Origin of the sequence: Flavobacterium aquiphilum (assembly GCF_027111335.1) — a bacterium.
Taxonomy (GTDB): domain Bacteria; phylum Bacteroidota; class Bacteroidia; order Flavobacteriales; family Flavobacteriaceae; genus Flavobacterium; species Flavobacterium aquiphilum.
Window position 1 is genome coordinate 3,456,068 of record NZ_CP114288.1, and the last position, 22,821, is coordinate 3,478,888.

21 protein-coding genes are annotated in these 22,821 nt (G+C 35.2%); 17 read left to right on the top strand and 4 right to left on the bottom strand.

What is annotated here, in order from left to right:
- Nucleotides 1–224 precede the first annotated feature (224 nt).
- The 9 genes from OZP12_RS14105 (at nt 225) to OZP12_RS14145 (ending at nt 9,807) form a co-directional block, all read left to right on the top strand.
- Complete coding sequence (locus OZP12_RS14105) at nt 225–986, top strand: DeoR/GlpR family DNA-binding transcription regulator (RefSeq protein ID WP_281225667.1); 762 nt, start codon at nt 225–227, stop codon at nt 984–986.
- Between the two features lie 48 nt (nt 987–1,034).
- Nucleotides 1,035–2,438, top strand: a complete 1,404-nt coding sequence (locus OZP12_RS14110) for an L-fucose/L-arabinose isomerase family protein (RefSeq protein WP_281225668.1) — start codon at nt 1,035–1,037, stop codon at nt 2,436–2,438.
- Nucleotides 2,439–2,448: 10 nt separating this feature from the next.
- The gene (locus OZP12_RS14115) at nt 2,449–3,288 is read left to right on the top strand and encodes a transketolase (protein ID WP_281225669.1); all 840 of its coding nucleotides are present in this window, start codon (nt 2,449–2,451) and stop codon (nt 3,286–3,288) included.
- Complete coding sequence (locus tag OZP12_RS14120) at nt 3,288–4,244, top strand: transketolase family protein (protein WP_281225670.1); 957 nt, start codon at nt 3,288–3,290, stop codon at nt 4,242–4,244. Before OZP12_RS14115 ends, OZP12_RS14120 begins: the two co-directional genes overlap by 1 nt.
- Nucleotides 4,241–5,161 (top strand): D-ribose ABC transporter substrate-binding protein, encoded by a 921-nt coding sequence (locus OZP12_RS14125; RefSeq protein WP_281225671.1) that lies wholly within the window; start codon nt 4,241–4,243, stop codon nt 5,159–5,161. The genes OZP12_RS14120 and OZP12_RS14125 overlap by 4 nt, the downstream gene beginning before the upstream one ends.
- A gap of 2 nt (nt 5,162–5,163) precedes the next feature.
- Nucleotides 5,164–5,775 carry a DUF2291 domain-containing protein gene (locus OZP12_RS14130; RefSeq protein WP_281225672.1) on the top strand — a complete coding sequence of 204 codons (612 nt, stop codon included), beginning with the start codon at nt 5,164–5,166 and terminating at the stop codon, nt 5,773–5,775.
- A 1-nt stretch (nt 5,776) separates the two neighbouring features.
- Nucleotides 5,777–7,267: a sugar ABC transporter ATP-binding protein gene (locus OZP12_RS14135; RefSeq protein WP_281225673.1), complete on the top strand. Its 1,491-nt coding sequence runs from the start codon at nt 5,777–5,779 to the stop codon at nt 7,265–7,267.
- A 113-nt stretch (nt 7,268–7,380) separates the two neighbouring features.
- Entirely contained in the window at nt 7,381–8,256 is an 876-nt protein-coding gene (locus tag OZP12_RS14140; RefSeq protein ID WP_284702033.1) for an ABC transporter permease, read from the top strand.
- 51 nt (nt 8,257–8,307) lie between these two features.
- Nucleotides 8,308–9,807: an FGGY family carbohydrate kinase gene (locus OZP12_RS14145; protein ID WP_281225675.1), complete on the top strand. Its 1,500-nt coding sequence runs from the start codon at nt 8,308–8,310 to the stop codon at nt 9,805–9,807.
- Nucleotides 9,808–9,964: 157 nt separating this feature from the next.
- Here OZP12_RS14145 and OZP12_RS14150 read toward each other — a convergent pair whose 3' ends face one another.
- Nucleotides 9,965–10,984, bottom strand: coding sequence for a hypothetical protein (locus OZP12_RS14150; protein WP_281225676.1), 1,020 nt, complete (start codon nt 10,982–10,984; stop codon nt 9,965–9,967).
- Between the two features lie 189 nt (nt 10,985–11,173).
- Between OZP12_RS14150 and OZP12_RS14155 the strand changes: the two genes are divergently transcribed.
- The 8 genes from OZP12_RS14155 to OZP12_RS14190 all read left to right on the top strand — a co-directional run bounded on the left by OZP12_RS14155 (nt 11,174) and on the right by OZP12_RS14190 (nt 17,974).
- Complete coding sequence (locus OZP12_RS14155; protein WP_281225677.1) at nt 11,174–11,689, top strand: RNA polymerase sigma factor; 516 nt, start codon at nt 11,174–11,176, stop codon at nt 11,687–11,689.
- Between the two features lie 50 nt (nt 11,690–11,739).
- Complete coding sequence (locus OZP12_RS14160; RefSeq protein WP_281225678.1) at nt 11,740–12,639, top strand: FecR family protein; 900 nt, start codon at nt 11,740–11,742, stop codon at nt 12,637–12,639.
- Nucleotides 12,640–12,723: 84 nt separating this feature from the next.
- Entirely contained in the window at nt 12,724–15,174 is a 2,451-nt protein-coding gene (locus tag OZP12_RS14165; protein WP_281225679.1) for a carboxypeptidase-like regulatory domain-containing protein, read from the top strand.
- A 211-nt stretch (nt 15,175–15,385) separates the two neighbouring features.
- Nucleotides 15,386–15,769 (top strand): c-type cytochrome, encoded by a 384-nt coding sequence (locus tag OZP12_RS14170; RefSeq protein ID WP_281225680.1) that lies wholly within the window; start codon nt 15,386–15,388, stop codon nt 15,767–15,769.
- 24 nt (nt 15,770–15,793) lie between these two features.
- Entirely contained in the window at nt 15,794–16,189 is a 396-nt protein-coding gene (locus OZP12_RS14175; protein WP_281225681.1) for an OB-fold protein, read from the top strand.
- 5 nt (nt 16,190–16,194) lie between these two features.
- Nucleotides 16,195–17,058, top strand: a complete 864-nt coding sequence (locus tag OZP12_RS14180; protein ID WP_281225682.1) for a DUF5777 family beta-barrel protein — start codon at nt 16,195–16,197, stop codon at nt 17,056–17,058.
- Between the two features lie 18 nt (nt 17,059–17,076).
- Nucleotides 17,077–17,421, top strand: a complete 345-nt coding sequence (locus OZP12_RS14185; protein ID WP_281225683.1) for a hypothetical protein — start codon at nt 17,077–17,079, stop codon at nt 17,419–17,421.
- A gap of 10 nt (nt 17,422–17,431) precedes the next feature.
- The gene (locus OZP12_RS14190) at nt 17,432–17,974 is read left to right on the top strand and encodes a YceI family protein (RefSeq protein WP_281225684.1); all 543 of its coding nucleotides are present in this window, start codon (nt 17,432–17,434) and stop codon (nt 17,972–17,974) included.
- Nucleotides 17,975–18,088: 114 nt separating this feature from the next.
- Here the strand turns inward: OZP12_RS14190 and OZP12_RS14195 are convergent, their stop codons facing one another.
- The 3 genes from OZP12_RS14195 to OZP12_RS14205 all read right to left on the bottom strand — a co-directional run bounded on the left by OZP12_RS14195 (nt 18,089) and on the right by OZP12_RS14205 (nt 22,814).
- On the bottom strand, nt 18,089–19,333 hold the full coding sequence (locus OZP12_RS14195; protein ID WP_281225685.1) for an oligogalacturonate lyase family protein: 1,245 nt from the start codon (nt 19,331–19,333) through the stop codon (nt 18,089–18,091).
- Between the two features lie 12 nt (nt 19,334–19,345).
- A complete protein-coding gene (locus OZP12_RS14200; RefSeq protein WP_281225686.1) occupies nt 19,346–20,596 on the bottom strand; it encodes a pectate lyase family protein in 1,251 nt (416 codons plus the stop codon).
- Between the two features lie 136 nt (nt 20,597–20,732).
- Complete coding sequence (locus tag OZP12_RS14205) at nt 20,733–22,814, bottom strand: RagB/SusD family nutrient uptake outer membrane protein (RefSeq protein WP_281225687.1); 2,082 nt, start codon at nt 22,812–22,814, stop codon at nt 20,733–20,735.
- Between the last annotated feature and the right edge of the window lie 7 nt (nt 22,815–22,821).

Sequence of the window (22,821 nt, forward strand, 5' to 3'; positions counted from 1 at the left end):
CTACAGAATACTGGAAGTTTTCGGCCTTTTAGTTTCATAGAAACGATCAATTATTTTCTTTTATTGGATAAGAATCTATTAATAAAACCAGATTATTTTTCCGAATAACAAAATAGCTTCTTAAATTTTATTTTGTTCCACTAAAAATTAACTTTTATTTTCTTTTTGTTTCGTTTATTTTCTTTTATATTTGTTTTCACATTAATACAAAAAGAAAACAAACTATGTTGCCAAATCAACGAAGGGAAAAAATTTTAGATCTTTTAAAAGAGGATGGCTTTGCAAAAGTTAACGATTTAGCGCGTTTATTCAAAGTAACCGAGGTCACTATACGTCAAGACCTTGAAAAACTAGAGAGCGAAGACCTCATCATCAAAGAGCACGGAGGAGCAAGCATTAAAAACGTAAAAGATCAGGTAAGGAGCTTTTCCTTACAGCGCCAGGAAAACCTAGAGCAAAAATCAGCTATTGCTCAAAAATGTTTAGAATTTATTGAAAATGGAGACACCATTATCCTTGATTCTGGTTCAACAACAACGGAAATTGCAAAAAAACTAAAAGGCTATAAAGAATTGACAGTGATTACAAATGCATTAAATATTGCATTATTATTAGGAGCAGATCCAGATATAGAAGTTATTATGACAGGAGGCGAATTTAAACCGCCTACCTTATCATTAACTGGTCAAAAAGCTGCCGATTTCTTTAAAGGTTTAAATGTTCAAAAACTTTTTTTAGCCACCGCAGGAATCTCTTTAAAATCAGGACTTACCTATCCAAGTATAAGTGATTTAGTAGTAAAAAAAGCCATGATTGATGCCGCCGAAACGACTTATTTGGTAGCTGACAGCACAAAGATTGGCAAAAGTGCCCTGGCCAGTTTAGGCGCCTTATCCTTAATCGATTATATCATTACAGATAACGGAATTGAAGAAAAGCACAAAGAAGTATTTAAAGATAACGAAATAGAAGTTATTGTCGCATAAAAAGAAAACAAAAGTAAAACATACAAAAAGAAAATAAACACAAACAAAATGGCAGCATCAACATTAGGAGTAATTATAGGAAACAGAGATTTTTTTCCAGACAGTTTAGTTGAAAAAGCAAGATTTGAAATCATTGAAGTCTTTGCTAAATTAAATATCAAACCTATTTTATTAGACAGTACGGATACAAAACTAGGCGGTGTCGAAACGTATAAAGAAGCGCAAAAATGTGCTGAATTATTCAAAAAGCACCAAGATGAAATTATGGGAGTATTAGTATTACTACCAAATTTTGGTGATGAAAAAGGAGTAGCTGATACCTTAAAATTAGCCAATTTGAATGTTCCCGTTTTAATCCAGGCTTACCCGGATGAATTGACAAAAATGAATGTAGTGAACCGTCGTGATTCCTGGTGTGGAAAAATATCAGTTTGCAACAATTTATACCAATACGGTATCAAATATTCGTTAACAAGTCAGCATGTAATGAGTCCTTCGGATCCTATTTTCCATAAAGACTTATTAGATTTTACCGCTGTCTGCAGAGTCGTAAAAGGAATGCGTAATGTACGTATTGGTGCTATCGGTGCAAGACCGGGCGCTTTCAACACGGTTCGTTATTCTGAAAAAATATTACAAAGAAACGGTATCACAGTTACTACTGTGGATTTATCTGAAATTTTAGGAAAAGCTAATAAATTAACGGCTGAAAGCCCGGCTGTAAAAAAACATCTGGAATCGATCAACGCTTATGTAGCCCAAGGAAAAACACCTAATGAAGCGATGCTTCAAATTGCAAAATTAGATGTGGTATTGAAAGATTTCATGGAAGAGTACGCTTTAGACGCTACAGCTATTCAATGTTGGACTTCATTGCAACAAAACTATGGTTGTAATGTGTGTACCAGTATGAGTATCATGAGCGAAAATATGCTTCCAAGTGCCTGCGAAGTGGACGTTACGGGTACATTGAGTATGTATGCGATGCAATTGGCTTCAGGTTCACCAAGTGCTTTAGTGGACTGGAATAACAACTATGCTGACGATCCTGAAAAATGCGTTTTATTCCACTGTGGAAACTGGGCAAAATCATTCCTTCCAGATATTCAGTTAAGCACTGCTCCTATCTTAGGAACTACTGTTGGAGTTGAAAACACTTATGGTGCTCTTGACGGAAGAACTCCTGCCATGCCATTGACTTATGGTAGAATCAGTACCGATGATCCTAAAGGAATCATCAAAGTATATATTGGTGAAGGTGAATTAACTAATGATGAATTAAACACTTTTGGAAACAGAGCCGTAGCTCAAATTCCAGACTTACAAGGATTAATGCAATACGTATGTAAAAACGGATTTGAACACCACGTGGTAATGAATGCTTCAAAAACGGCAGCAATCTTAGAAGAAGCCCTAGGAAACTACATGGGTTGGGAAGTTTACAAACATTAAATAAATCAAAATGCATATCGAAAATTTAAAACGAAAATCTATAGAGAGTAGAAAAAAAATACTCAAATACATCTACAATGCCAAAGCAGGTCATACAGGTGGAAGCCTTTCTATTCTGGATATCCTGAACGTATTGTACAACGATGTGATGAACGTTTCTCCTGAAAATTTCGATTCTAATAGCAGAGACCGATTTATCCAGAGTAAAGGACATTGTGTTGAAGCTTTGTACGTTATTTTGGCTGACAAAGGCTTTTTTCCAGAAGAGGATTTATTGACACTTTGCCAATACAAATCACCTTATATAGGGCATCCAACCAAAGCTATTCCCGGTATTGAACAAAATACCGGTGGTCTAGGTCACGGATTGCCTATTAGTGCAGGAGCGGCTTTGGCAGCAAAAAAAGACAATTTAAAAACAAAAGTCTTTACTATTTTGGGTGACGGTGAAATGGCAGAAGGTTCAAACTGGGAAGCCATGATGTTTGCTGCGCACTACAAATTAGATAATCTCTGTGCTATTTTAGATTATAATAAACTTCAAATTACAGCTCCAAATGCTGACGTTATGGGCTTGGAGCCAATAGATAAAAAACTGGAAGCTTTTGGCTGGGCAGTAACTCATGTTGATGGTCATAATTTAGAAGAACTTTCGCAAACGCTTAATAGTTTACCATTGGAAAATGGAAAACCAAGTTTTATCATCGCCCATACAACCAAAGGAAAAGGAATCAGCTACATGGAAAACGTATTGAAATGGCACCATGGTGTTCCTTCAAAAGAGCAATACGATTTGGCTATAGAAGAATTAGACAAACAATTACAAGAACTTGAAACTGTCATAAAATAATGGAAGAAATAAAAACAATCGACGCCGCTAATCTCGAAGTCTTTTCTGAAGTTCTTCAATCATTGGCAGCAACAGACAGGGATATTATGGTTGTAACAAGTGATTCTCGTGGCTCAGGAAAGCTGGTGCCATTTGGTCAAAAATATCCTGAACAAATTGTTGAAGTTGGTATTGCCGAACAAAATTTGGTAGGCGTTGCCACAGGATTGGCAAGTATGGGTAAAAAAGCATTTGCTGTTTCCCCTGCCTGTTTTCTTACGGCACGGGCATTGGAACAAATTAAAAATGATGTAGCTTATTCTGATAATGCTGTAAAACTGATTGGCATAAGTGCCGGAGTAAGTTATGGTGCTTTAGGAACAACACATCACAGCTTACATGATTATGCAGTGTTGAGAGCCATTAATAACATTACCATTGTTGCCCCTGCAGATAATTATGAAACTGCAGAAGCCATCAAAGAAGCGGCCGAAATGCAAAGTCCAATATACCTGCGTTTTGGCAAAAAAGCGATGCCTGCAAACCTTAATTCTGACGCTTCAGATTTTAAAATTGGTAAAGGGCGCATCATTCAGGAAGGAAGCGATTTAACATTTATTGCGACTGGTGAAGCGGTGCTTCCGTGCGTTGATGCCGCTAAACTTCTCGAAAAAGAATATAATATTAGTTCTAAAATAATCAGCCTGCATACCATAAAACCTTTGGATGCCGAATTATTATTGGCTGCAGCCGAAAATAAAAAACCTATTATTACTGTTGAAGAGCATTCTATCAATGGCGGATTAGGTGAAGCAGTAGCTTCTTTATTATTTCAAAACGGATGCTCAAACAAATTCAAAATTGTAGGATTACCGGATGACCATACTGTATCGGGTTCGCAAACCGAAATTTTTAATCATTATGGCATCTCTGCTGATGGACTAAGAAATACCGCTTTAAATTTATTAAACGCATGAAGATAAAACACCATTTTTTAGTACTCACCGCAATCGTTTTAGTTTTAGGCTGCTCTTCAAAAGAAAAGACTGAGAAACCTAAAATTGCTATTGTGGTTTCCACATTAAACAATCCTTGGTTTGTGATGCTGGCAGAATCAGCAGCTGAAAATGCCCGAAAATTGGGGTATGAAGCCAAAATATTTGATTCACAAAATAATCCCGCTATTGAATCGGATAATTTTGAAAACCTTATTTCCTCGGGTTATGATGCGATTCTTTTAAACCCAACAGATTCTGACGGCTCTATTTCAAGTATCCTGAAAGCTAAAACGGCAGGTATTCCTGTTTTTTGCATGGACAGAGAAGTAAACGCCGATGATGCGGCCACAAGCCAAATTCTTTCAGACAACTACTCAGGTTGTGTTGCTATCGGAATCGAATTTGTAAAAGAATTAAAAGAAAAAGGAAAGTATGTAGAAATCTTAGGACTTGTAGGTGATAATAATACTTGGGCGAGATCAGGGGGATTCCATTCAGTTGTGGATAACTTTCCCAATCTAAAAATGGTGGCACAGCAAAGCGGTAATTTCGACCGGACAAAAGCCATGGAAGTTTTAGAAACGATTATGCAGGCAAATCCTGATATTGATGCTGTTTTTTGTGGCAATGACGCTATGGCAATGGGAGCTTTTCAGGCCTTACAGGCAGCCGGGAAGGAATATCAAGTTAAAATTTTTGGATTTGATGGCGCCGCAGACGTAGTTGAGAAAATCAGAGAAAAGAAAATTGTGGCTACAGGCATGCAGTTTCCTAAAGTAATGGCCCAAACTGCAGCCCAATATGCTGATGAATATTTTAAAGGAAGAAGAGATTTTCCTCAAAGAGTTCCGGTAGAAGTTGAACTGATCAATGCATCAAACATAAAAGACTATTAAAGATGAAAAAAAAGTATGTTTATATTTTGGCCTTCCTTATAATAGCCATTTTAGGGTACAATTCTTTTTATTTTAAAAAGCTGAGTGATATTAAAAAAGCACAAAAGGAATCTTTTGACTTTAAAGCTTTCGCCGATTCTATTTATTACAAAGGCATTTTAAAAAGTAAAAAGACGATTGCTTTAACCGATCTGATCAGCTCGATAAAAGCGAATCAGGAAGCTGCCTTTAAAAAATATGGAAACAGATTAGGCATTGGAAATTCAGACTATTTCATGATTAAAAGCACGGGGAAAATCATCGATATAAAAGATGGCATTTATACCATTGCTGACGAAAAAAATGGTGTTGTTTTTATTGACACCAAATACATTTTCGGAAATGATTTACGAGATGCTTCGGGCCTTGTAAAACTAACCGATTTTAAAACCAATGCCCAATTTAACAAAGTATCTGAAAGCTTAAATAAGATTGTTCGAAATGAAATCCCAAAACAAACCAAAAATGTAAAAATAGGTGACAGTATTTCATTTTCGGGAGCAATCAAATTAAATAAGAAACAGACTTTGTTTACTGACCTTTTAATTATTCCGTCACAAATTAAACTTCAGTAAATTGTTAGAAGCAATAAACATATCGAAAGAATTCCCGGGGGTAAAAGCACTTAATCAGGTAAATTTTAAATTTTATCCTGGAAAAGTCAATGCCATATTGGGAGAAAACGGAGCTGGAAAATCTACCTTGTTAAAAATTTTGACAGGCGTTTATACCCAATACGAAGGTGAAATTCAGTTAAACGGAGAAACAGTTTCATTTTCGAATATAAAAGAGGCACAAAATGCGGGAATTGCCATAATTCATCAGGAATTGAATCTGATCCCGGAACTTAGCGTAACCGAAAATTTATTTCTGGGAAGAGAAATTAAAACTTCTCTTGGACTTTTGGATTCTTCAAAAATGGAAGCGGAAGCCAAACGCCTTTTTGAAAAAATCCAATTGAACGTAAGCCCAAAAACCTTAGTACAACATCTAAAAGTCGGTGAACAGCAATTGATTGAAATTGCAAAAGCATTGCTTTGTAATGCTGATGTTATTTTGATGGATGAACCTACTTCCGCCTTAAGCGACAAAGAAATAGAGAACCTGCACCGTATTATTTATGAGTTAAAAAAAGAAGGCAAAACCATCGTGTACATTTCTCATAAAATGGATGAATTATTCAAGATTGCCGAAAACTATACTGTTTTACGAGACGGAAACAGCATAGATGAAGGTGAAATGAAAAATACTACCGAGCAGGAATTGATTAGAAAAATGGTAGGCCGTGACGTTTTGATCGAGAAAAAAAACACCAATAATGAATTTCAAAATACCATTTTAAAAGTCGAAAACCTTAATCTCATCAATCCAAACGATAAAAAAAGAAAATTGCTTCATGATATTTCTTTCGAATTAAAAAAAGGAGAAATTCTGGGCATATTTGGTTTGATGGGTGCCGGCAGGACTGAACTTTTGGAAACCTTATTTGGTATGCATCCAACGAATGGTTCTTATAATTTGGAAATTGATCAAAAAAATACTTTTCACAAAAAACCAAAAGATGCCATTGAAAACGGATTGGCTTTTGTAACCGAAGACCGCAAAACAGAAGGACTGGTTTTAGGAATGGATATTTCATCCAATATCAGTTTGACATACCTACCCACTTTCGGGCTTTTGACCCCATCAAAAGATAAAAGTTCTTCAAAGGATTATATTGAAAAGTTACGGATCAAAACCCCTTCTGAAATGCAGCTATGTCAAAATTTAAGTGGCGGAAATCAACAAAAAGTTGTTCTGGCAAAATGGCTTGCGACTAATCCGCAAATCTTAATGATGGATGAGCCAACGCGCGGAATTGATATCAATGCTAAAAATGAAATTTACAATCTAATAAAAGAACTCGCTGCTAACCACATGAGTATCCTATTAGTTTCTTCTGAAATTCCCGAAATACTTGCCCTTTCGGACCGGATTTTAGTAATGGCTGAAGGAAAAATTAAAGCTTCCTATTTAGCAGCCGAAGCAAATGAAGATAAATTATTAAAATCGGCTTTACCGGAATAATTCTAACTATAACTATGACTATCTCCTTAAACCACCCTCTTATCAAAAAATCGCAATCTTTAATTGCCTTATTTCTTTTATGTTTATTTATCAGCTTATTGTCTGACAAATTCATGACTAGCGCCAATCTTTGGAATGTATTAAGACAAATCTCTGTTAATGTCTGTATTTCTGTCGGAATGACTTTAGTGGTTCTGATGGCCGGAATTGACCTTTCAGTCGGTTCTGTATTAGGTTTCACAGCAGCAGTCTGTGCCGGTTTATTAAAAAATGGACTCGCATTCGAATCTATGGATTTATTTGTTGGCTTTACCGTTTTAGGTGCCATTTTAGTATCCATACTTATCGGTTTGGTCTTAGGTCTCTTCAACGGTTGGGTGATTACTAAATTCTCCATCCCTCCTTTTGTGGCAACACTGGCGATGTTAACCATTGCCCGTGGATTAACAATGCTTTATACGGAAGGGATTCCTATTTCTAATTTAGGTACAGAATTCGAATTCATAGGTTCGGGTTGGATGTTAGGAATTCCGGTGCCGGTATGGATTTCTATATTCATGGTTCTAATTGTTGTTTTCTTAACAAAAAAAACAACCTTCGGAAGATACATTTATGCTATTGGAGGAAATGAAAGAGCGGCTTTTTTATCAGGAATTAATATCAATAAAATTAAACTGGCAGTTTATGGAATCGCCGGAATGATGGCTGCCGTAGGAGGTGTTTTAGTCACATCGAGACTAAACTCAGCACAGCCAAATGCCGGTACAAGTTACGAACTGGATTCAATTGCAGCAGTGGTTATTGGAGGAACGTCACTTTCCGGCGGTATTGGTACCGTTGCAGGAACTGTAATTGGTGCGGTAATTATTGGGGTTTTAAACAATGGATTGGTTTTACTCGATGTTTCACCTTTTTGGCAGCAGGTAGTGAAAGGATTTGTTATTTTATTGGCGGTAATTATTGATAAAATGAATCAAAAAAATAAATAATAGCTATCCATACTGAACTTACCGAAAACCATTTTTTTACCGTAAAAATAAATGAAAAAATATATTCTTGCCATTGACCAAGGTACGAGCAGTACCAAAACCATACTTTTTGACGAATTAGGACAAGCAGTTTCTAAAGGCAGTGTGGATCTAAAAACGAATTATTTTGACAATGGTTTTGTAGAACAAAATCCGGAAGATATTTATCAAAATGTTCTTGATTCTGTTCGCATTTGCCTGAACAATTTTAGCAATCAGGGACTTCAATTTACAAATATTGTTTCCTGCGGAATCAGTAACCAAAGAGAAACATTTGTTCTTTGGGACAAAGACGGAAAAGCAGTGGCTCCGGCAGTGGTTTGGGCTTGTAAGCGTTCTATTAACGTTTGTACTGATTTAATCGAAAAAGGGCAAAATGATTTTATAAAACAAAAAACAGGCTTATTATTAGACCCATATTTTTCGGGTACTAAATTACTTTGGTTGATACAAAATGACGCTGAATTAAAAGAAAAAGTAGAAAATGGAGAAGTTTATTTTGGAACTGTAGATTGCTGGCTTTTGTACAAACTAACCAATGGAACTCATTTCAAAACCGATTATACAAATGCTTCCCGAACCTTACTTTTCAATATTCATACCCTAAAATGGGATACTGAAATTCTTGAAAAATGGGGATTGAGCAACTTGAACCTGCCCCACGCCTGCCCTTCCTCACATGATTTTGGAGCGTTTGATTTGAGTCAGATTTTGAATGACAATTCTACTATTTCAATTCCAATTACAGCCTTAATTGGCGACTCTCATGCAGCCACTTTTGGAGAAGGCTGTTTTGAAAAAGGTACTACCAAAGTCACACTGGGAACAGGGAGTTCGATTATGATGAATATTGGCAGCGAAGCCGTTTTATCCAATTCAGGAATGCTCACAACTATTTGCTGGAGTACGGAAAACCGAGTGGATTATGCGCTTGAAGGCGCTATTGTTTCCTGCGGTTCCACCATAGAATGGTTGAAAAACGAATTGCAATTATTCTCCAATGTGGTCGAAACAGCAGCTATGGCAACCGCTATTGCTGATAATGCCGGCGTTTATCTAATTCCTGCTTTTAGCGGATTAGGTGCACCGCACTGGCAAATGAGCCGAAAAGCATCGATCGAAGGAATGACTTTTGGAACAACTAAAAATCATATTGTCAGAGCAGCTTTAGAAAGTATTCCATACCAAATAAAAGATGTGGTGGAAGCTATGGCAAAAGACATGCAAGCACCATTAAAATCTATTTCTGTAAACGGAGGTATGACTCAAAACAAATTTGTTATTCATTATCTGGCCGATTTACTAGGAATTCCGCTAAACAGACAACAAAATCCGGATGTTTCTGCTTTAGGAGCCGCTTATTTATCCGGACTTAAAAGCGGTGTGTACAGCAGTATTGAACAACTTTCAAATCTTGTTAAAAACCAAACTGAACAAGTTTTAGCTAATTTATTGAATGAATTGCCTTCAAATGGATATTTGGGTTGGAAAGAAAAAATAACAAAAGAATAGTTTTTGAAAAACCAAAAAATTAAAAAAAAAGAAGCATGTTTAGTAGTAAAATGCTTCTTTTTTTTTGGGGATCAAGTTGTTATATTTCAATGTAATAGAAAATAAAAAAACTTCAAACGAATGGGGTTTTATTTTGATTTTTTACAACAATTATTATTTATTTTTTTTCAAAGTAAAGGTAATTAGTGCTATTGCTTACATCACGTAATCGTATTTGTGAATTATTAAATTCGAATAACTTCCAATTTTTATTCAATTTATTAAGCAAATCCGAACTAAAATTTATTTTTAATTCTCTAACGCCATTCTGAATGCTAGTACTCCATTGTCCCTTTTCTGAAATACCTCCTTTAGTGGCTATCACCGAATTATCATTTTGAAATAAAAATGTATAATCTCTACAAGACGAGGTTTTTTCAGAACCATCAAAAAAATAAGATATTTCCCAAGAACCTTTTGTTACCGTAGCTATAAAATCCAGCTTCACAATATTATTGTCAGGGCAGTAATCAATAGCGTACTTTATGGCATTTTCAAAATCTAAATCATTCATAATGGAATTTGTTTTCCCATTGTAATCCACCACAGAAATTGGATACTGCAAGGAAATATATACGCCAGGCTTTAAATTTTTTATAAAATTAAAAAACGCCTGATCGTCCGGTATAGACTGAGAACTTGCCGACTGATTAAAACTATTATAAGTAGTAATCGTTATTGGGTAATTAATGTTTAATCCATTGATTTTGGCCAAAAGATCAGGGTAATGATTCCAATAATCGATTAAGGAATTAAAATCGGATTCACTGGGAACAACTTTTTCATAGTAATTATAATAAATCATAGTGACGGGAAAATCTATTTTCACAATATCACTATCTGTACTGATTGCATTAATATTATCTATAACTTTTTTATAATCAGCCGCCGAATTAATTGCAATTTTTGCACTATTGACAGTAATCGTATATGGGAATTTTATGGTACAATAGCTTGACCCGTCAATTATGTTATTCTGCACTGTATTGACCATAGCAACCCTTTGCAGATAAGTCGCAAGAGGAGAAGTATTTGTAATTGTTCCTTGTCTGTTATTCTCTTGAACATCCGATTCACTTTGGCACGACAACAAGAACAACAACGCCGCTATAGATAAAATTTTCTTCAAAGTGGTCATATTTATATTTTTACAAATGTAATCAAATTCATTAAACTGTTTCTTAATTTATTTAGCGATAAGTTTTCCATAAAACTATAACTTACTATAAATAAACAGCTTTCCATTCCTATATAAAACAATTAGGTTTCCTTTTACCCTACTTATATTAAAAACAATATATTTGTATAACACCAATTAAAGATTTAAATGCCAACTAAAAACCAATCGAATACCTGCGATGAAATAATTTTTTCGACGTTCTTTAAAGGTCATATCAAAGCGCTTCGAAATTTTCTTTTTTACAAATTTGGCAATCTCGATCATGCCGAAGATGTAGCGCAGGAAGCTTTTGTTAAACTTTGGCAAAATTGTGGTTCGGTACCACTGGAAAAAGCAAAATCATATGTTTACACTATTGCCAACAACAGTAGTCTTAACAAAATTGCGCATGAAAAAGTGGTTTTGAAATACGAAAAGAACTTCAAGGGTTTAGATAAGACAAATGAAAGCCCCGAATATCTTTTGGAAGAAAAACAATTTCAAGCCAAACTTTTAAAAGCCATTGAAAACTTAAACGAAAAACAGCGCGTTGCTTTTTTGATGCATCGAATTGATGAAAAAAAATACAGCGAAATCGCATTGGAATTAAACATAAGCGTAAAGGCAGTCGAAAAACGTATTCATCTGGCTTTATTGAACTTACGTAAAGATATTGATTTATAAAAGTAGGGTAAATTTAGTTCCGATTGTTTTAATTATACAATGAAAATACAATGAAAAAAGATCGCTTATTAGCAAAATGGCTCAACAATGATTTGTCTAAGGACGAATTAGCCGAATTTGAAGCTAGTCCTGATTTTGAAAAATACCAAAGAATTAAAAATTACACTGCTCATTTAACTTTAGATGATTTGGATGAAAATGCAATGTTGTCCAACATTCTCAAACAGAAAAAAGTGGCGGGCAAGGTAGTTTCTTTTGACAAAAAATGGATGCTTAGGATAGCTGCGGTGCTTGTTTTAGCTCTTGGAATTACGTTTGCACTACGATTTTTCACGCCTGAAATACAAACTGCAGGTTTTGGAGAAAAAACCACTTGTACTTTACCTGACAATTCTGAAGTAGTGTTAAATTCAGGTTCCGAAATAAAATATAAAAAATGGAACTGGAATAATGACAGAAAGCTTGAATTAAAGGGAGAAGCTTATTTCAGGGTTTCAAAAGGCAAACGATTTGAAGTACATACCCAATTAGGAAAAGTTACCGTTTTGGGAACTCAATTTGATGTTAAGGCTAGAAACAAAAGGTTTGATGTAGTGTGTTATGAAGGACGCGTAAAAGTAAATTATAAGCACACTCAAATTGTATTGACCCACGGACAAAGTGTTAGTTTTGAAAATGAAAAGCAGGTTAACATAAATGTGAACTCATTAAAACCGGAATGGATTGATAATGAAATATCCTTTCATCAGGAAAATATCAGAAGCATACTTGACGAAGTTGAAAGACAATACAATATTACAATTGAATTAAACACGAACGACACAACCTCTTTATTTACAGGAAAATTACCTTCTAAGGACTTAAATGTAGCCTTGCAAATTATCGGCACAACTTATAATTTAAAAGCCAAAAAAGTCTCCAAAAATAAAATAATTTTTGACAAGAAGTAAATGTTGCGTCCCAAACAATCTCATTTTTTGATATTGCTGTTTTTTGTTGCCCTGAATCTTTTTGCTCAGGACAATGAAAAGACAATGCCTATAAAAAAAATATTGTTTGATATTGAGCAACAACATCTGGTAAGCTTTAATTACACAGAAGACAACATTGTTAATTACGAAATAACTCCGCCTAAAAAATCACTTTCATTAGGACAAAAACTGGAATATCTAGCCAAAGAAACCAATTTATCCTTTGAAAACATTGGGAACAAATTCATTAATATTTATAAAAAAACGGAAGAATCCCAAATAATTTGCGGTTACGTTCTCTCTGGTAAGGACAAAAAACCAATTGAAAACGTAAACATTACTTTACCTAACAAAGTTCACATCACCACTGATGCAAATGGTTATTTTAAGTTTAAGAAAAGAGGCGAAATTATAATTTCTATTACTCACGTTGGATTTATTTCAAAAGAAATTATCATAAACAATCCTGATTCAAAAAATTGTCTTGAAATACTTTTGGAACCTGAAATTACCATGCTTCAGGAAATTAAAACCAATTCCATTTTAGCATCAGGAATTTCAAAAAAAACAGATGGATCATTTGAAATCAAACCCAAGAAATTTGGTATTCTTCCCGGACTCATTGAGCCTGACGCCTTGCAAACGATGCAACAGATCCCTGGAGTAAACAGTATTGATGAAAGTGTATCAAGTATCAACGTTAGAGGTGGTACACACGACCAAAATTTATTTTTGTGGAATGGAATCCGAATGTTTCAAACGGGGCACTTTTTTGGATTGATTTCTGTATTTAATCCAAATTTACCACACACTATATCTATTTATAAAAATGGAAGTTCGGCCTTTTTCGGAGAAAGTGTTTCTAGTGTCGTTGCCATTTCATCCACCCCTGAAACAATGGAAAAAAATTCATTTGGTGCAGGAATAAATATGATTAATGCCGATATTTATGCAAAATACAATCTTTCGAAAAATAGTTCTATAGAAATTTCTGGGCGTAAATCCATCACTGATTTTGTGGAAACCCCCACCTACAAAGAATATTTCGATAAAATATTTCAAAATACAACAATCACCGATTTTTCAAAAAACCAAAATACGGACTACCAAAGCGACAAAAAATTCGATTTCTATGATGCTACGCTAAAATATGTTCAAAAAATAGGCCTTAAAGACCAAATTGTACTCGATTTAATTACCATTAAGGACAATCTGAAAGTGTTTCAAAGCGCAACCACAAATGACACTTACAGATCTGAAGACAATACTTTGCAACAGCAAAATTATGGAGGGAATTTGTTATGGACAAGAAACTGGAATGGTTCAAATACGACTAAAATCAATGTTTACAATTCTGCGTATGATCTTTTGGCCAATCAAAAAACAACTTTTGACAATCAAATTGTCATTCAGGAAAATACGGTCAATAATAATGGAGTCAATTTAGAAAACAACCATATCATTACGCCTAAATTTAGCTTTAACGAAGGATATCAATTCAATGAAATCGGTGTTACAAATTTAGAAGATGTAACAAATCCAGATTTCTATCGTAGAGTTAAAGAAGTCCTTAGAACCCACGCTTTAATTTTTGAAGGAAAATATAACGATACGATTTCAAGGATCTATTTTAAAGCGGGAACACGAATTAATTATATTGATAAATTTAAGAAATGCATCGTAGAACCCCGAATTCAATTTGGCTACAGCATCAATAAAAATCTGATTTTAGAGCTGTTGGGTGAGTTAAAAAGTCAAACCTCCCAACAAATCATTGATTTACAAAAAGACTATTTTGGAATTGAAAAAAGGAGGTGGATTATCTCTAATGATTCGACAATCCCTATCCAAAGAAGCAAGCAATTATCATTCAATTTATTCTATAAAAAAAATGATTGGCTATTTGATATAGAAAATTTCTATAAAAAAGTAACCGGAATTACGACTTCTAGTCAAGGCTTTCAGAACCAATTGGAGTTTGTAAAAATGGCAGGCGATTATGAAGTTTTGGGAACCGAAATTCTTGCCCAAAAAAAAATGAACCACTTTCTAACTTGGTTAAGTTATACCTATAACCATAATAACTATCATTTTATTAATTATGAATACCCTACTTTCCCTAACAACTTTGAAATAATACATACTGCTACTTTGGCAGGAATGTATGAGAAAAACAATTTCAAAATCGCTTTGGGAACAAAATGGACTTCGGGCAGACCAAAAACCTCTCTTGATAACACTCTAATTGATTATTCTAATCCTGTTTTAGTTTATAATACACCTAACAATACCAATTTACATAACTTTCTACAGGTAAATCTTTCGTCGACTTACAAATGGGAAACAATCAAAGGAGTTCAATACAAATTAGGATTGTCCGTTTTAAACATCTTTAACACGAAAAATGAAATCAACGAGTACTATAGAATAAATTCTTTAACAAATTCTGTTGAAGAAGTAAACACATTCTCGCTACGAAGAACTCCAAATATCAGTTTTAGAGTTTTATTTTAACACATTCTGTATTAGTAATTTAAAAACCTAACACACTTTTTTTTTCATTTTTTTTATCAAAATAATAATTCTTTAGTAGGGTAATCTGTATCAAAGCTGTTTTATTATTGAACAGCATCAAAAAAAAAAACAGAAAACATCTCTTAAAAAAAGCTAAGGCATCCCATTTTAGCGTGGAGATTTATTTTATTAACCAACTAAATAATTAACTATGAAAAAATTAAAACCAATTTGTACAGCCCTAGTTATAGCTTTTGCAATAATGTCCTGCAGCGGGGGTGATGACTCACCTACAGATACTACAACCACAACAACTACAGGAGGAAGTGGAGGTACAACTGTAACCAATCCTACTTATACAGCAAATATTAAATCCATTATAGACAATAATTGCGTATCCTGTCATGGACCAGGAGGAGAAAACGCCTCAGTTCCTTTACAAACCTACGCACAGGTAAGCGCGAAAGCATCACTAATTAAACAAAGAATCGAATTACCGGCCGGCAATGCTTCGGTAATGCCTAAAGGAGGAAAATTATCGCAGACTAATATCGATTTAATCAATGCATGGATAACAAACGGAATGCCTAATTAAAGCCAAGTCTTTACAGTTAAAGAAATGAATAAAAAAATCAAAATAATTCTTTTTGCCCTAATCGCAATTGGCCTGATTGGATTCATCGCCTATAATTATGTAATGTATGGAGGAGCGAGAAATTTGGAAAACGAAGAGACAAATTTCTCGGTGACTTCGGCATCGATTACCTCAGAATTTACCATAAACACCGAAACCGCAAATAAAAAATATCTTGAAAAAGCCGTGGCTGTAAAGGGCAAAATCACTGCTGTAAATGGCAATGAAGTTATTTTAGATGAGATAATTATCTGCAGTTTCAAAAATCAGGATTCATCAATCAAAATCGGCCAGACAGTAACCATAAAAGGGAGAATTGTGGGCTATGATGATTTAATGGGCGAATTAAAACTAGATCAATGTTTTGTAATCAAAAACTAAAGTAAATGAATTTAAAACTATTATTATCCTTGATGCTTGGCCTTTCGGTCATTGGACAAGCTTTGGCACAAGACGACTTGCTAAAGCAATTGGATACTGTAAAGCCTAAAGAAAAACAAGTTGAAATTGCAGCTTTTAAAGGACTGCAAATTTGCAACATGCAATCAACAAAGTTAGCAGCCAAAGGCGAATGGTATGTATTGATTTCACATCGATTTGGTGATTTGACCGAAGGGTTGGACAATTTTTTCGGGTTGGATGATGCCTACACAAAAATTGGTGCAATTTATGGGATAACAAATGGATTGTCTGTTGGTTTGTCACGACAAACCAATAACAAAATTTACGAGCTAACGGCAAAATACAGAATCAAAAGCCAGGAAGAAAATGGGTTTCCTGTTACTGTTGTAGGGTATAATACTATGGATATCAATACCAATTTGAGTACCGATATTTATCCAAATTTAGAATTCAACAATCGTTTGGCATACACTACACAATTATTGGTTTCAAGAAAATTCAGCGATAGGTTTTCGGCAGAAATAGCTCCTGTTTTTATTCATAAAAACCTCTACGACCCAACTACCGAAAGAGACAATCAATTTGTGATTGGAACTGGCGGAAGGTATAAATTAACAAAAAGACTAAGTGTAAATTTAGAATATGCTGCAAGAATAGATGCTCCGGAAAACGATGTTTACCATGATTTACTGTCTGTAGGTTTGGATATTGAAACAGGCGGACATATTTTTCAGTTAGTATTTTCCAACTGTCAGACTATGAATGACGTTTATGTGTTTTCAAACGCTACCGGGAAATGGAATGGAGGAAGCATTTATTTCGGATTTAATTTATACCGGGTTTTTTAAATTTAATAGGATATTCTAATGGAAAAAATAAAAATATTTTTGATAGTGTTATGCAGCATACTTGTTGTTTCTTGTGAATCGAATACTTATAGCGAAGTATCGGGGCAAACGAGCAATCCTACTTATGAAGCCAATATTAAGCCAATAATAACATCTAATTGTACTAGCTGTCATTATGGAACGAATCAATTCCCTAATCTGGAAACATATTCTGGGGTAAGGAGCGCTTGTTTGGTCAATAATTTGGTTTGCCGAATCGAAGGAGAAGACTGTGGTATAAGAATGCCGCAAGGTGGAAAATTGCCTCAACCAAATATCGATTTGATTAAACTTTGGGTTTCTAACGGATTTGTAGAAAAATAATCCAATAAAGATGAAAAAGACAATAGTATTGATAGTCTTCATTTTTGTGGGAAATGTGATTTTTTCTCAAAAGATGATGACGAGGACAGGTGTCATTAAATTTGAGGCTTCGGTTCCTGCTTTCGAACCTGTTGCGGCAGTAAACAATTCGGTTTCGGCAATTCTTGATGAATCGACTGGAGAATTTGCGGCGTTAGCATTGATAAAAGCTTTTAAGTTTAAAGCTCCTTTGATGGAAGAGCATTTTAATGAAAATTATATTGAATCCAGCAAATTTCCAAAAGCTACTTTCAAAGGGAAAATCATCAATTTTGATGCATCGAAATTGTCAACTACGTCAAAATACGATTTGGAAGGTGATTTAACCATACACGGTGTTACCAAAAAGATTAAGACTAAAATTTCTCTATTTTTAAAAGACGGAAAAATAAAAACCGATTGTAATTTTACGGTAAAAGCAATAGATTTTGATATTAAAATACCAAGCATCGTAAAGAATAAAGTTTCTGAAGATGTTAATATTACGGTTGATTTTGTTTTGAGTGAGAAATAATTGTTTTGGATAGAATTAATCGAATCGCAATCTAATTTCTCAATATTCTGAAAAAGCGCTAAAATTTAGATTTTAGCGCTTTTTTTACGTTTTCCCCTACTCTTTACTAGCTTTTTATTTCTTTAGATTTGCTTTGGCAATTTCCACAGCATACACACTTTCGAACCCTTCAAAATTGGCTCTGAAAATAATCCATTTTTGATCTGGTGAAAAGTGTACATTGGGTTCCAGTTTGTACTGATGGTGTTTCATGTTTACCAAGCGTTCATAATCAAAATGATCACCTTTTGGAGTAAATAAGTTTATCCATTTCCCATCAGGAGCATTGGCTACTGACACGGTATCGCCACCATCACCTGCAAACAGTTTTTGGTCAGGCGAAATAGTATAATGTACACTCCATTGATTTCTATCAAACTCATATCTTGTCTCTTCACCAGTGTTTACATTAGTTCCGCTAACAAGAAATCGTTGTCCTCTAGGCAACTGTAAATCATACCAAATTGTTTTCCCATCCGGACTAAACCACTCGTGACCGGCAATTTCGTTATCCATGGTTCGTTTGTGCATCAACTTAATTTCTTTTGTATCAATATTTATCGTCCAAATACGATCTACTTTTTGCCAAGGCCCTTCATGACAAAACATCATTAATTTTGGATCCGTTGGCGAAAATTGCACATGATTCAACCAAGCTGTATCAGTAAATAATTTATCCAGCTTTTTTGTTTTCAGATTGATTGTAAACAAGGTTCGTGGTAATTTGGCTTCGTATATTTTGTTAAAATAATCGTGTTTGGCTGGATTGGCTTTTAAAATGGCTTTTTCCTCTTCTGAAGACCAGGCTCCTCCCAACAAAGTTTCATCAGCATTCAATGTAGTGATGTTGGCTTTAAAATCGGCTGGAAACACAAAAACCAATTGCGTTTTCTTTGTATCAATATTGGTACTGAAAACAGAATCGTTGACTTGATAGTACACTTGATGATTTTTTTGACCAACTATTTCTCCTTTTTTCATCTTCTTACCGTCGGTCAATTGAGAAATTTTATAATCGGACAAATTAACAGTAAACAATTGCATTCCCACTCCATCACTTTTGTAAGCATCATTTCCATAAAAAACCATACGGTCGTCCTTGTGCTCTTTTCCTAACACAAAAGGATTGTTGTGAAAGTAAAAACTCGCACTATTGCCGTCACGTTGAGTAAGACGGACGATTTTATGATGTGTATCTTTGTCAATCCACGTCAAAGGCATTTTTTGTCTCCCGGTCTGCATAAGCTCCTGGGCAGATAATTTTGCCGAAAACAGAATGGCAATTATCACAATACCAAGATTTAAAATTGATTTTTTCATAGTAGATATTTATTATTTTACTAAATCATTTAAATACTCTTCCAAATTACTGTATCCACTTGATACGATTAACTTTCCGTCAGCTGCATCATTGGAGTTTAACTTATGTTTTTTCTCCCATTCGTCGGGAATTCCATCGCCATCTTTGTCTTTCGGAGCTTTTGCCATTTTTATGGCTGGCTGACCTCCAACCTCTTCTTCCGATTTGATAACCTGACCTGTTTTACCTAATGATTTTACGTAAGCAATTAATCGGTTGTCAATTTCGTCACGTTTCAATGAAGCACCAGCATTTAAAATTACCGATTTATAAGCTGCTTCTGCACTTTCAATTGCAGTTTCGGACAAACCCGGACGTTGAGCACTGTTGACCAATGTAGCAGTTGTGTTTATAATATCGGAATCGATCACAGCACGTCCGTTTAATTTTCCGTCTTTGTCTAAATCGACTAAATTTCCGCGGTGATAAACATGATCCGTAGCCGAAAACATACCTAAAAATACATTCGATGAATTTGGCCCGGCAATAAAATAATTATTGATTAAATCCTGAAAATGATCGGCTGCCGAGTGACCGCCAACCAATCCATTGCTTCCCCAATTATAAATTACATTATTGATCACTTCAATTCCTGCTTTTGCTTTTGGGTTACGACTTTGATTATCTACCCACAAACAATGATGAATAGTCAAATTAGTCGGATTTTCGAGCAATGCCCCGAACATTTGCGGATTAATCCCCTCGCCAATCAAACAATATTGAAGCGTCACATTATTACTTTCCTTAATATGAAGGTTATCCCATCGACCCCACTCCACCGTTACATGATCGAAAATAATATCATGCGCATTATCGGCAGCGAGTGTACAAGTACCCTTATTCATATTTACGCTTCCTCTGAAACGCATGTATCGAATAATTACATCATTGGAACCAGTCATCGACACTCCATTCCCGTAAACCACGATACCATCTCCAGGAGCTGTCTGGCCAGCAATTGTGATATAAGAGGCGATTTGCAATTTGCTTTCAAGTTTAATCACCCCACTGATATCAAATACCACAGTTCGTTTGGGTTGACTTATCGCTTCGCGAAATGACCCAGCTCCCGAATCATTTAAATTTACAACATGATAAACCTCTCCGCCCCTACCACCAATCGCTTTTTTGCCAAATCCATCGGCACCAGGAAATGCAAGTTGTTGCGCGTTCAACAATCCTACTGAAAAAATAAAAAATACTAGCAATAGCTTTTGTTTCATAACAATGCTTTTTAATTTTAATTATATGTAATACCAGAAAACAAGTACATTAAAAATCCTATCTAAATAAAATACCCCGGGGAAAACCCACGAGGTATTTATTAGAAATTATTTTATTATACTCTCATGCCTTTGATTAATATCCTGGTAATTGAGTCAGATTTTTGTTGTCAACCATTGGATGTCCAGCAGCTTTATTAGCAAAAGGAAGCAATTCCGAGTGGTTTTCTTTAAATCCATAATACAATCCGTCAGTACCATCTGCGGCTTGAATCCAGTTTGGATATGTACCACCGTTTTCAACTGAACCTGTTGGTTTGGTGTATATAATTGATCCTATTTGCAGCGCGTTAAAACCAGCTGTAAATCCAACCGTTTTACGAGAACTGCCGTTATAAGAACTTGTATAAGCTTCAAACATTTTTGCAGGATACCACATATCACCAGCTGCTACGGTAAAACCATGAGCCTGAGCAATGGCTGCCGTTTTTGCAAGGAAAGCTGGATATTGTGCAGCAGTAGTTGGTATCGTTTGGATTTGCGCAATTTCAGCTGGATTTGTTACATCAGTGTATTGAACCGCCAAAAACGGATCGCCATACGCCTGTGCATCATAACGGAATTTGTACAAACGATAAGCTGCAACATTTGCGTAAGCACCTTTCTTATCTGAAAGATCTTTCATGCTTTGTTTTGTTTTGGCCAATTCACTTGCCAGACGATTCATTCTAATCAAATCAGTACGTAAGTTAAATTCACCTGCAAATTCCCACTTACGTTCCTGAACAATAGCATCTTCAAAATCCTGTTTTGCCGATGGTATAGCCATTGAACCAATACCTGCACGGCTTCTTACTTCAAGCAAAGCATCTTTTGCTGCCTGTGTTGGGCCATTATTCAGATAGTTTTGAGCTTCAGCATACATTAACAACACATCAGAATAACGCAAAACAGGGATATTTAAGTTTCTTTGAGAGGCTCCTTGCGGTTCTTTACACCATGAAATTCTAAATTTACCAGGCATAATACAAGAGAAAGTCGTCCCTACATCAACCCATTTATCAGTTGCGGCGCCGGAGTTTAGGAAATAAATACTGTAAGAGGTACAAGAAACGTCACGACGAGTATCTTTTGAGTCAAATGACAAATAATACGTTGGCAACATAAACTGAAGTGCTTTACGCGAACCAAACAAACCTCCCCTAGATCCAGGATGCGCATACACACCAAAATCAGAGTTTGTATTAGGTCCATAATTGGCAACTTCCCAAAGCATTTCAGGTTTAGTGGCTGCAAAATTACGGTTGGCAAAATTATACCACAAATATTCGAAACCACTCTTACCTCCCTGAGCTTGCACTAATCTATTTTCATTTTTTGCAATGACTGCCTGACAAGCATCACTGGCAATTTGATAAAGTTGCTGTACTCGGGCATTATCGCTACGACGGGACATCAATAAACTGGAAGGATCGTTTGTTTGAAGGTTCCAACGCAATGAATACCCGCCAGCATAAAGAGCAACACGAGATAACAATGCATAAGCTCCTTGTTTTGTTAAACGCTCATCAGTAGAAAAACCACTTTCTGAAAGCCAGGGTATATCTTGTACTGCAGATTGAAGATCAGCGATGATGTGGTCATAAATTTCATCACGTGGAGAACGTTTTGGGTAAAATGTACTTTCATCATTTGGATCCAATTCTTCAAGCGGTGTCCATACAGCCGGAACATCACCATAAACACGGATTAAGTTATAGTAACAAAATGCACGAATAGCCTTTGCTTCTCCTAACAACGCTTTGGTTTTATTTGTCACAGGCATTTTTCCTATACGGCTAATTGCAATATTGGTAGCCTCAATAATACGATATTGCTCCTTAAAAATTGTTGTAACGGTATAAGGTGTGGTCGCGTCGAAAAAATAATTACAGATATTATACTTTGAATTATTTGTAGTTCCGTCTTCACAAGAGTGCATTACGGTCTCCCCTGCACCCAACTGATAAAAGAATTCGGAATGAATTATACCACGGTAACAACCTTGAACAAACATATCGGCTGTTTGTTCATTTGAAAATACAGACTCTGTATCGACAGTATTATAAGATGGTAAATCCAAGTAGTCCTGGCATGACGTCGTACTCAACGATATGGCAAGAACCGACATTATCAATGTCATTTTTATCTGAAACAAATTAATAGATATCTTTTTCATAATTTAC

Excerpts from the sequence above, each read along its gene's own strand:
- OZP12_RS14105 (WP_281225667.1), top strand. The coding sequence starts at position 225 with ATGTTGCCAAATCAACGAAGGGAAAAAATTTTAGATCTTTTAAAAGAG.
- OZP12_RS14110 (WP_281225668.1), top strand. The coding sequence starts at position 1,035 with ATGGCAGCATCAACATTAGGAGTAATTATAGGAAACAGAGATTTTTTT.
- OZP12_RS14115 (WP_281225669.1), top strand. The coding sequence starts at position 2,449 with ATGCATATCGAAAATTTAAAACGAAAATCTATAGAGAGTAGAAAAAAA.
- OZP12_RS14120 (WP_281225670.1), top strand. The coding sequence starts at position 3,288 with ATGGAAGAAATAAAAACAATCGACGCCGCTAATCTCGAAGTCTTTTCT.
- OZP12_RS14125 (WP_281225671.1), top strand. The coding sequence starts at position 4,241 with ATGAAGATAAAACACCATTTTTTAGTACTCACCGCAATCGTTTTAGTT.
- OZP12_RS14130 (WP_281225672.1), top strand. The coding sequence starts at position 5,164 with ATGAAAAAAAAGTATGTTTATATTTTGGCCTTCCTTATAATAGCCATT.
- OZP12_RS14140 (WP_284702033.1), top strand. The coding sequence starts at position 7,381 with ATGACTAGCGCCAATCTTTGGAATGTATTAAGACAAATCTCTGTTAAT.
- OZP12_RS14145 (WP_281225675.1), top strand. The coding sequence starts at position 8,308 with ATGAAAAAATATATTCTTGCCATTGACCAAGGTACGAGCAGTACCAAA.
- OZP12_RS14150 (WP_281225676.1), bottom strand. The coding sequence starts at position 10,984 with ATGACCACTTTGAAGAAAATTTTATCTATAGCGGCGTTGTTGTTCTTG.
- OZP12_RS14155 (WP_281225677.1), top strand. The coding sequence starts at position 11,174 with ATGCCAACTAAAAACCAATCGAATACCTGCGATGAAATAATTTTTTCG.
- OZP12_RS14160 (WP_281225678.1), top strand. The coding sequence starts at position 11,740 with ATGAAAAAAGATCGCTTATTAGCAAAATGGCTCAACAATGATTTGTCT.
- OZP12_RS14165 (WP_281225679.1), top strand. The coding sequence starts at position 12,724 with ATGCCTATAAAAAAAATATTGTTTGATATTGAGCAACAACATCTGGTA.
- OZP12_RS14170 (WP_281225680.1), top strand. The coding sequence starts at position 15,386 with ATGAAAAAATTAAAACCAATTTGTACAGCCCTAGTTATAGCTTTTGCA.
- OZP12_RS14175 (WP_281225681.1), top strand. The coding sequence starts at position 15,794 with ATGAATAAAAAAATCAAAATAATTCTTTTTGCCCTAATCGCAATTGGC.
- OZP12_RS14180 (WP_281225682.1), top strand. The coding sequence starts at position 16,195 with ATGAATTTAAAACTATTATTATCCTTGATGCTTGGCCTTTCGGTCATT.
- OZP12_RS14185 (WP_281225683.1), top strand. The coding sequence starts at position 17,077 with ATGGAAAAAATAAAAATATTTTTGATAGTGTTATGCAGCATACTTGTT.
- OZP12_RS14190 (WP_281225684.1), top strand. The coding sequence starts at position 17,432 with ATGAAAAAGACAATAGTATTGATAGTCTTCATTTTTGTGGGAAATGTG.
- OZP12_RS14195 (WP_281225685.1), bottom strand. The coding sequence starts at position 19,333 with ATGAAAAAATCAATTTTAAATCTTGGTATTGTGATAATTGCCATTCTG.
- OZP12_RS14200 (WP_281225686.1), bottom strand. The coding sequence starts at position 20,596 with ATGAAACAAAAGCTATTGCTAGTATTTTTTATTTTTTCAGTAGGATTG.
- OZP12_RS14205 (WP_281225687.1), bottom strand. The coding sequence starts at position 22,814 with ATGAAAAAGATATCTATTAATTTGTTTCAGATAAAAATGACATTGATA.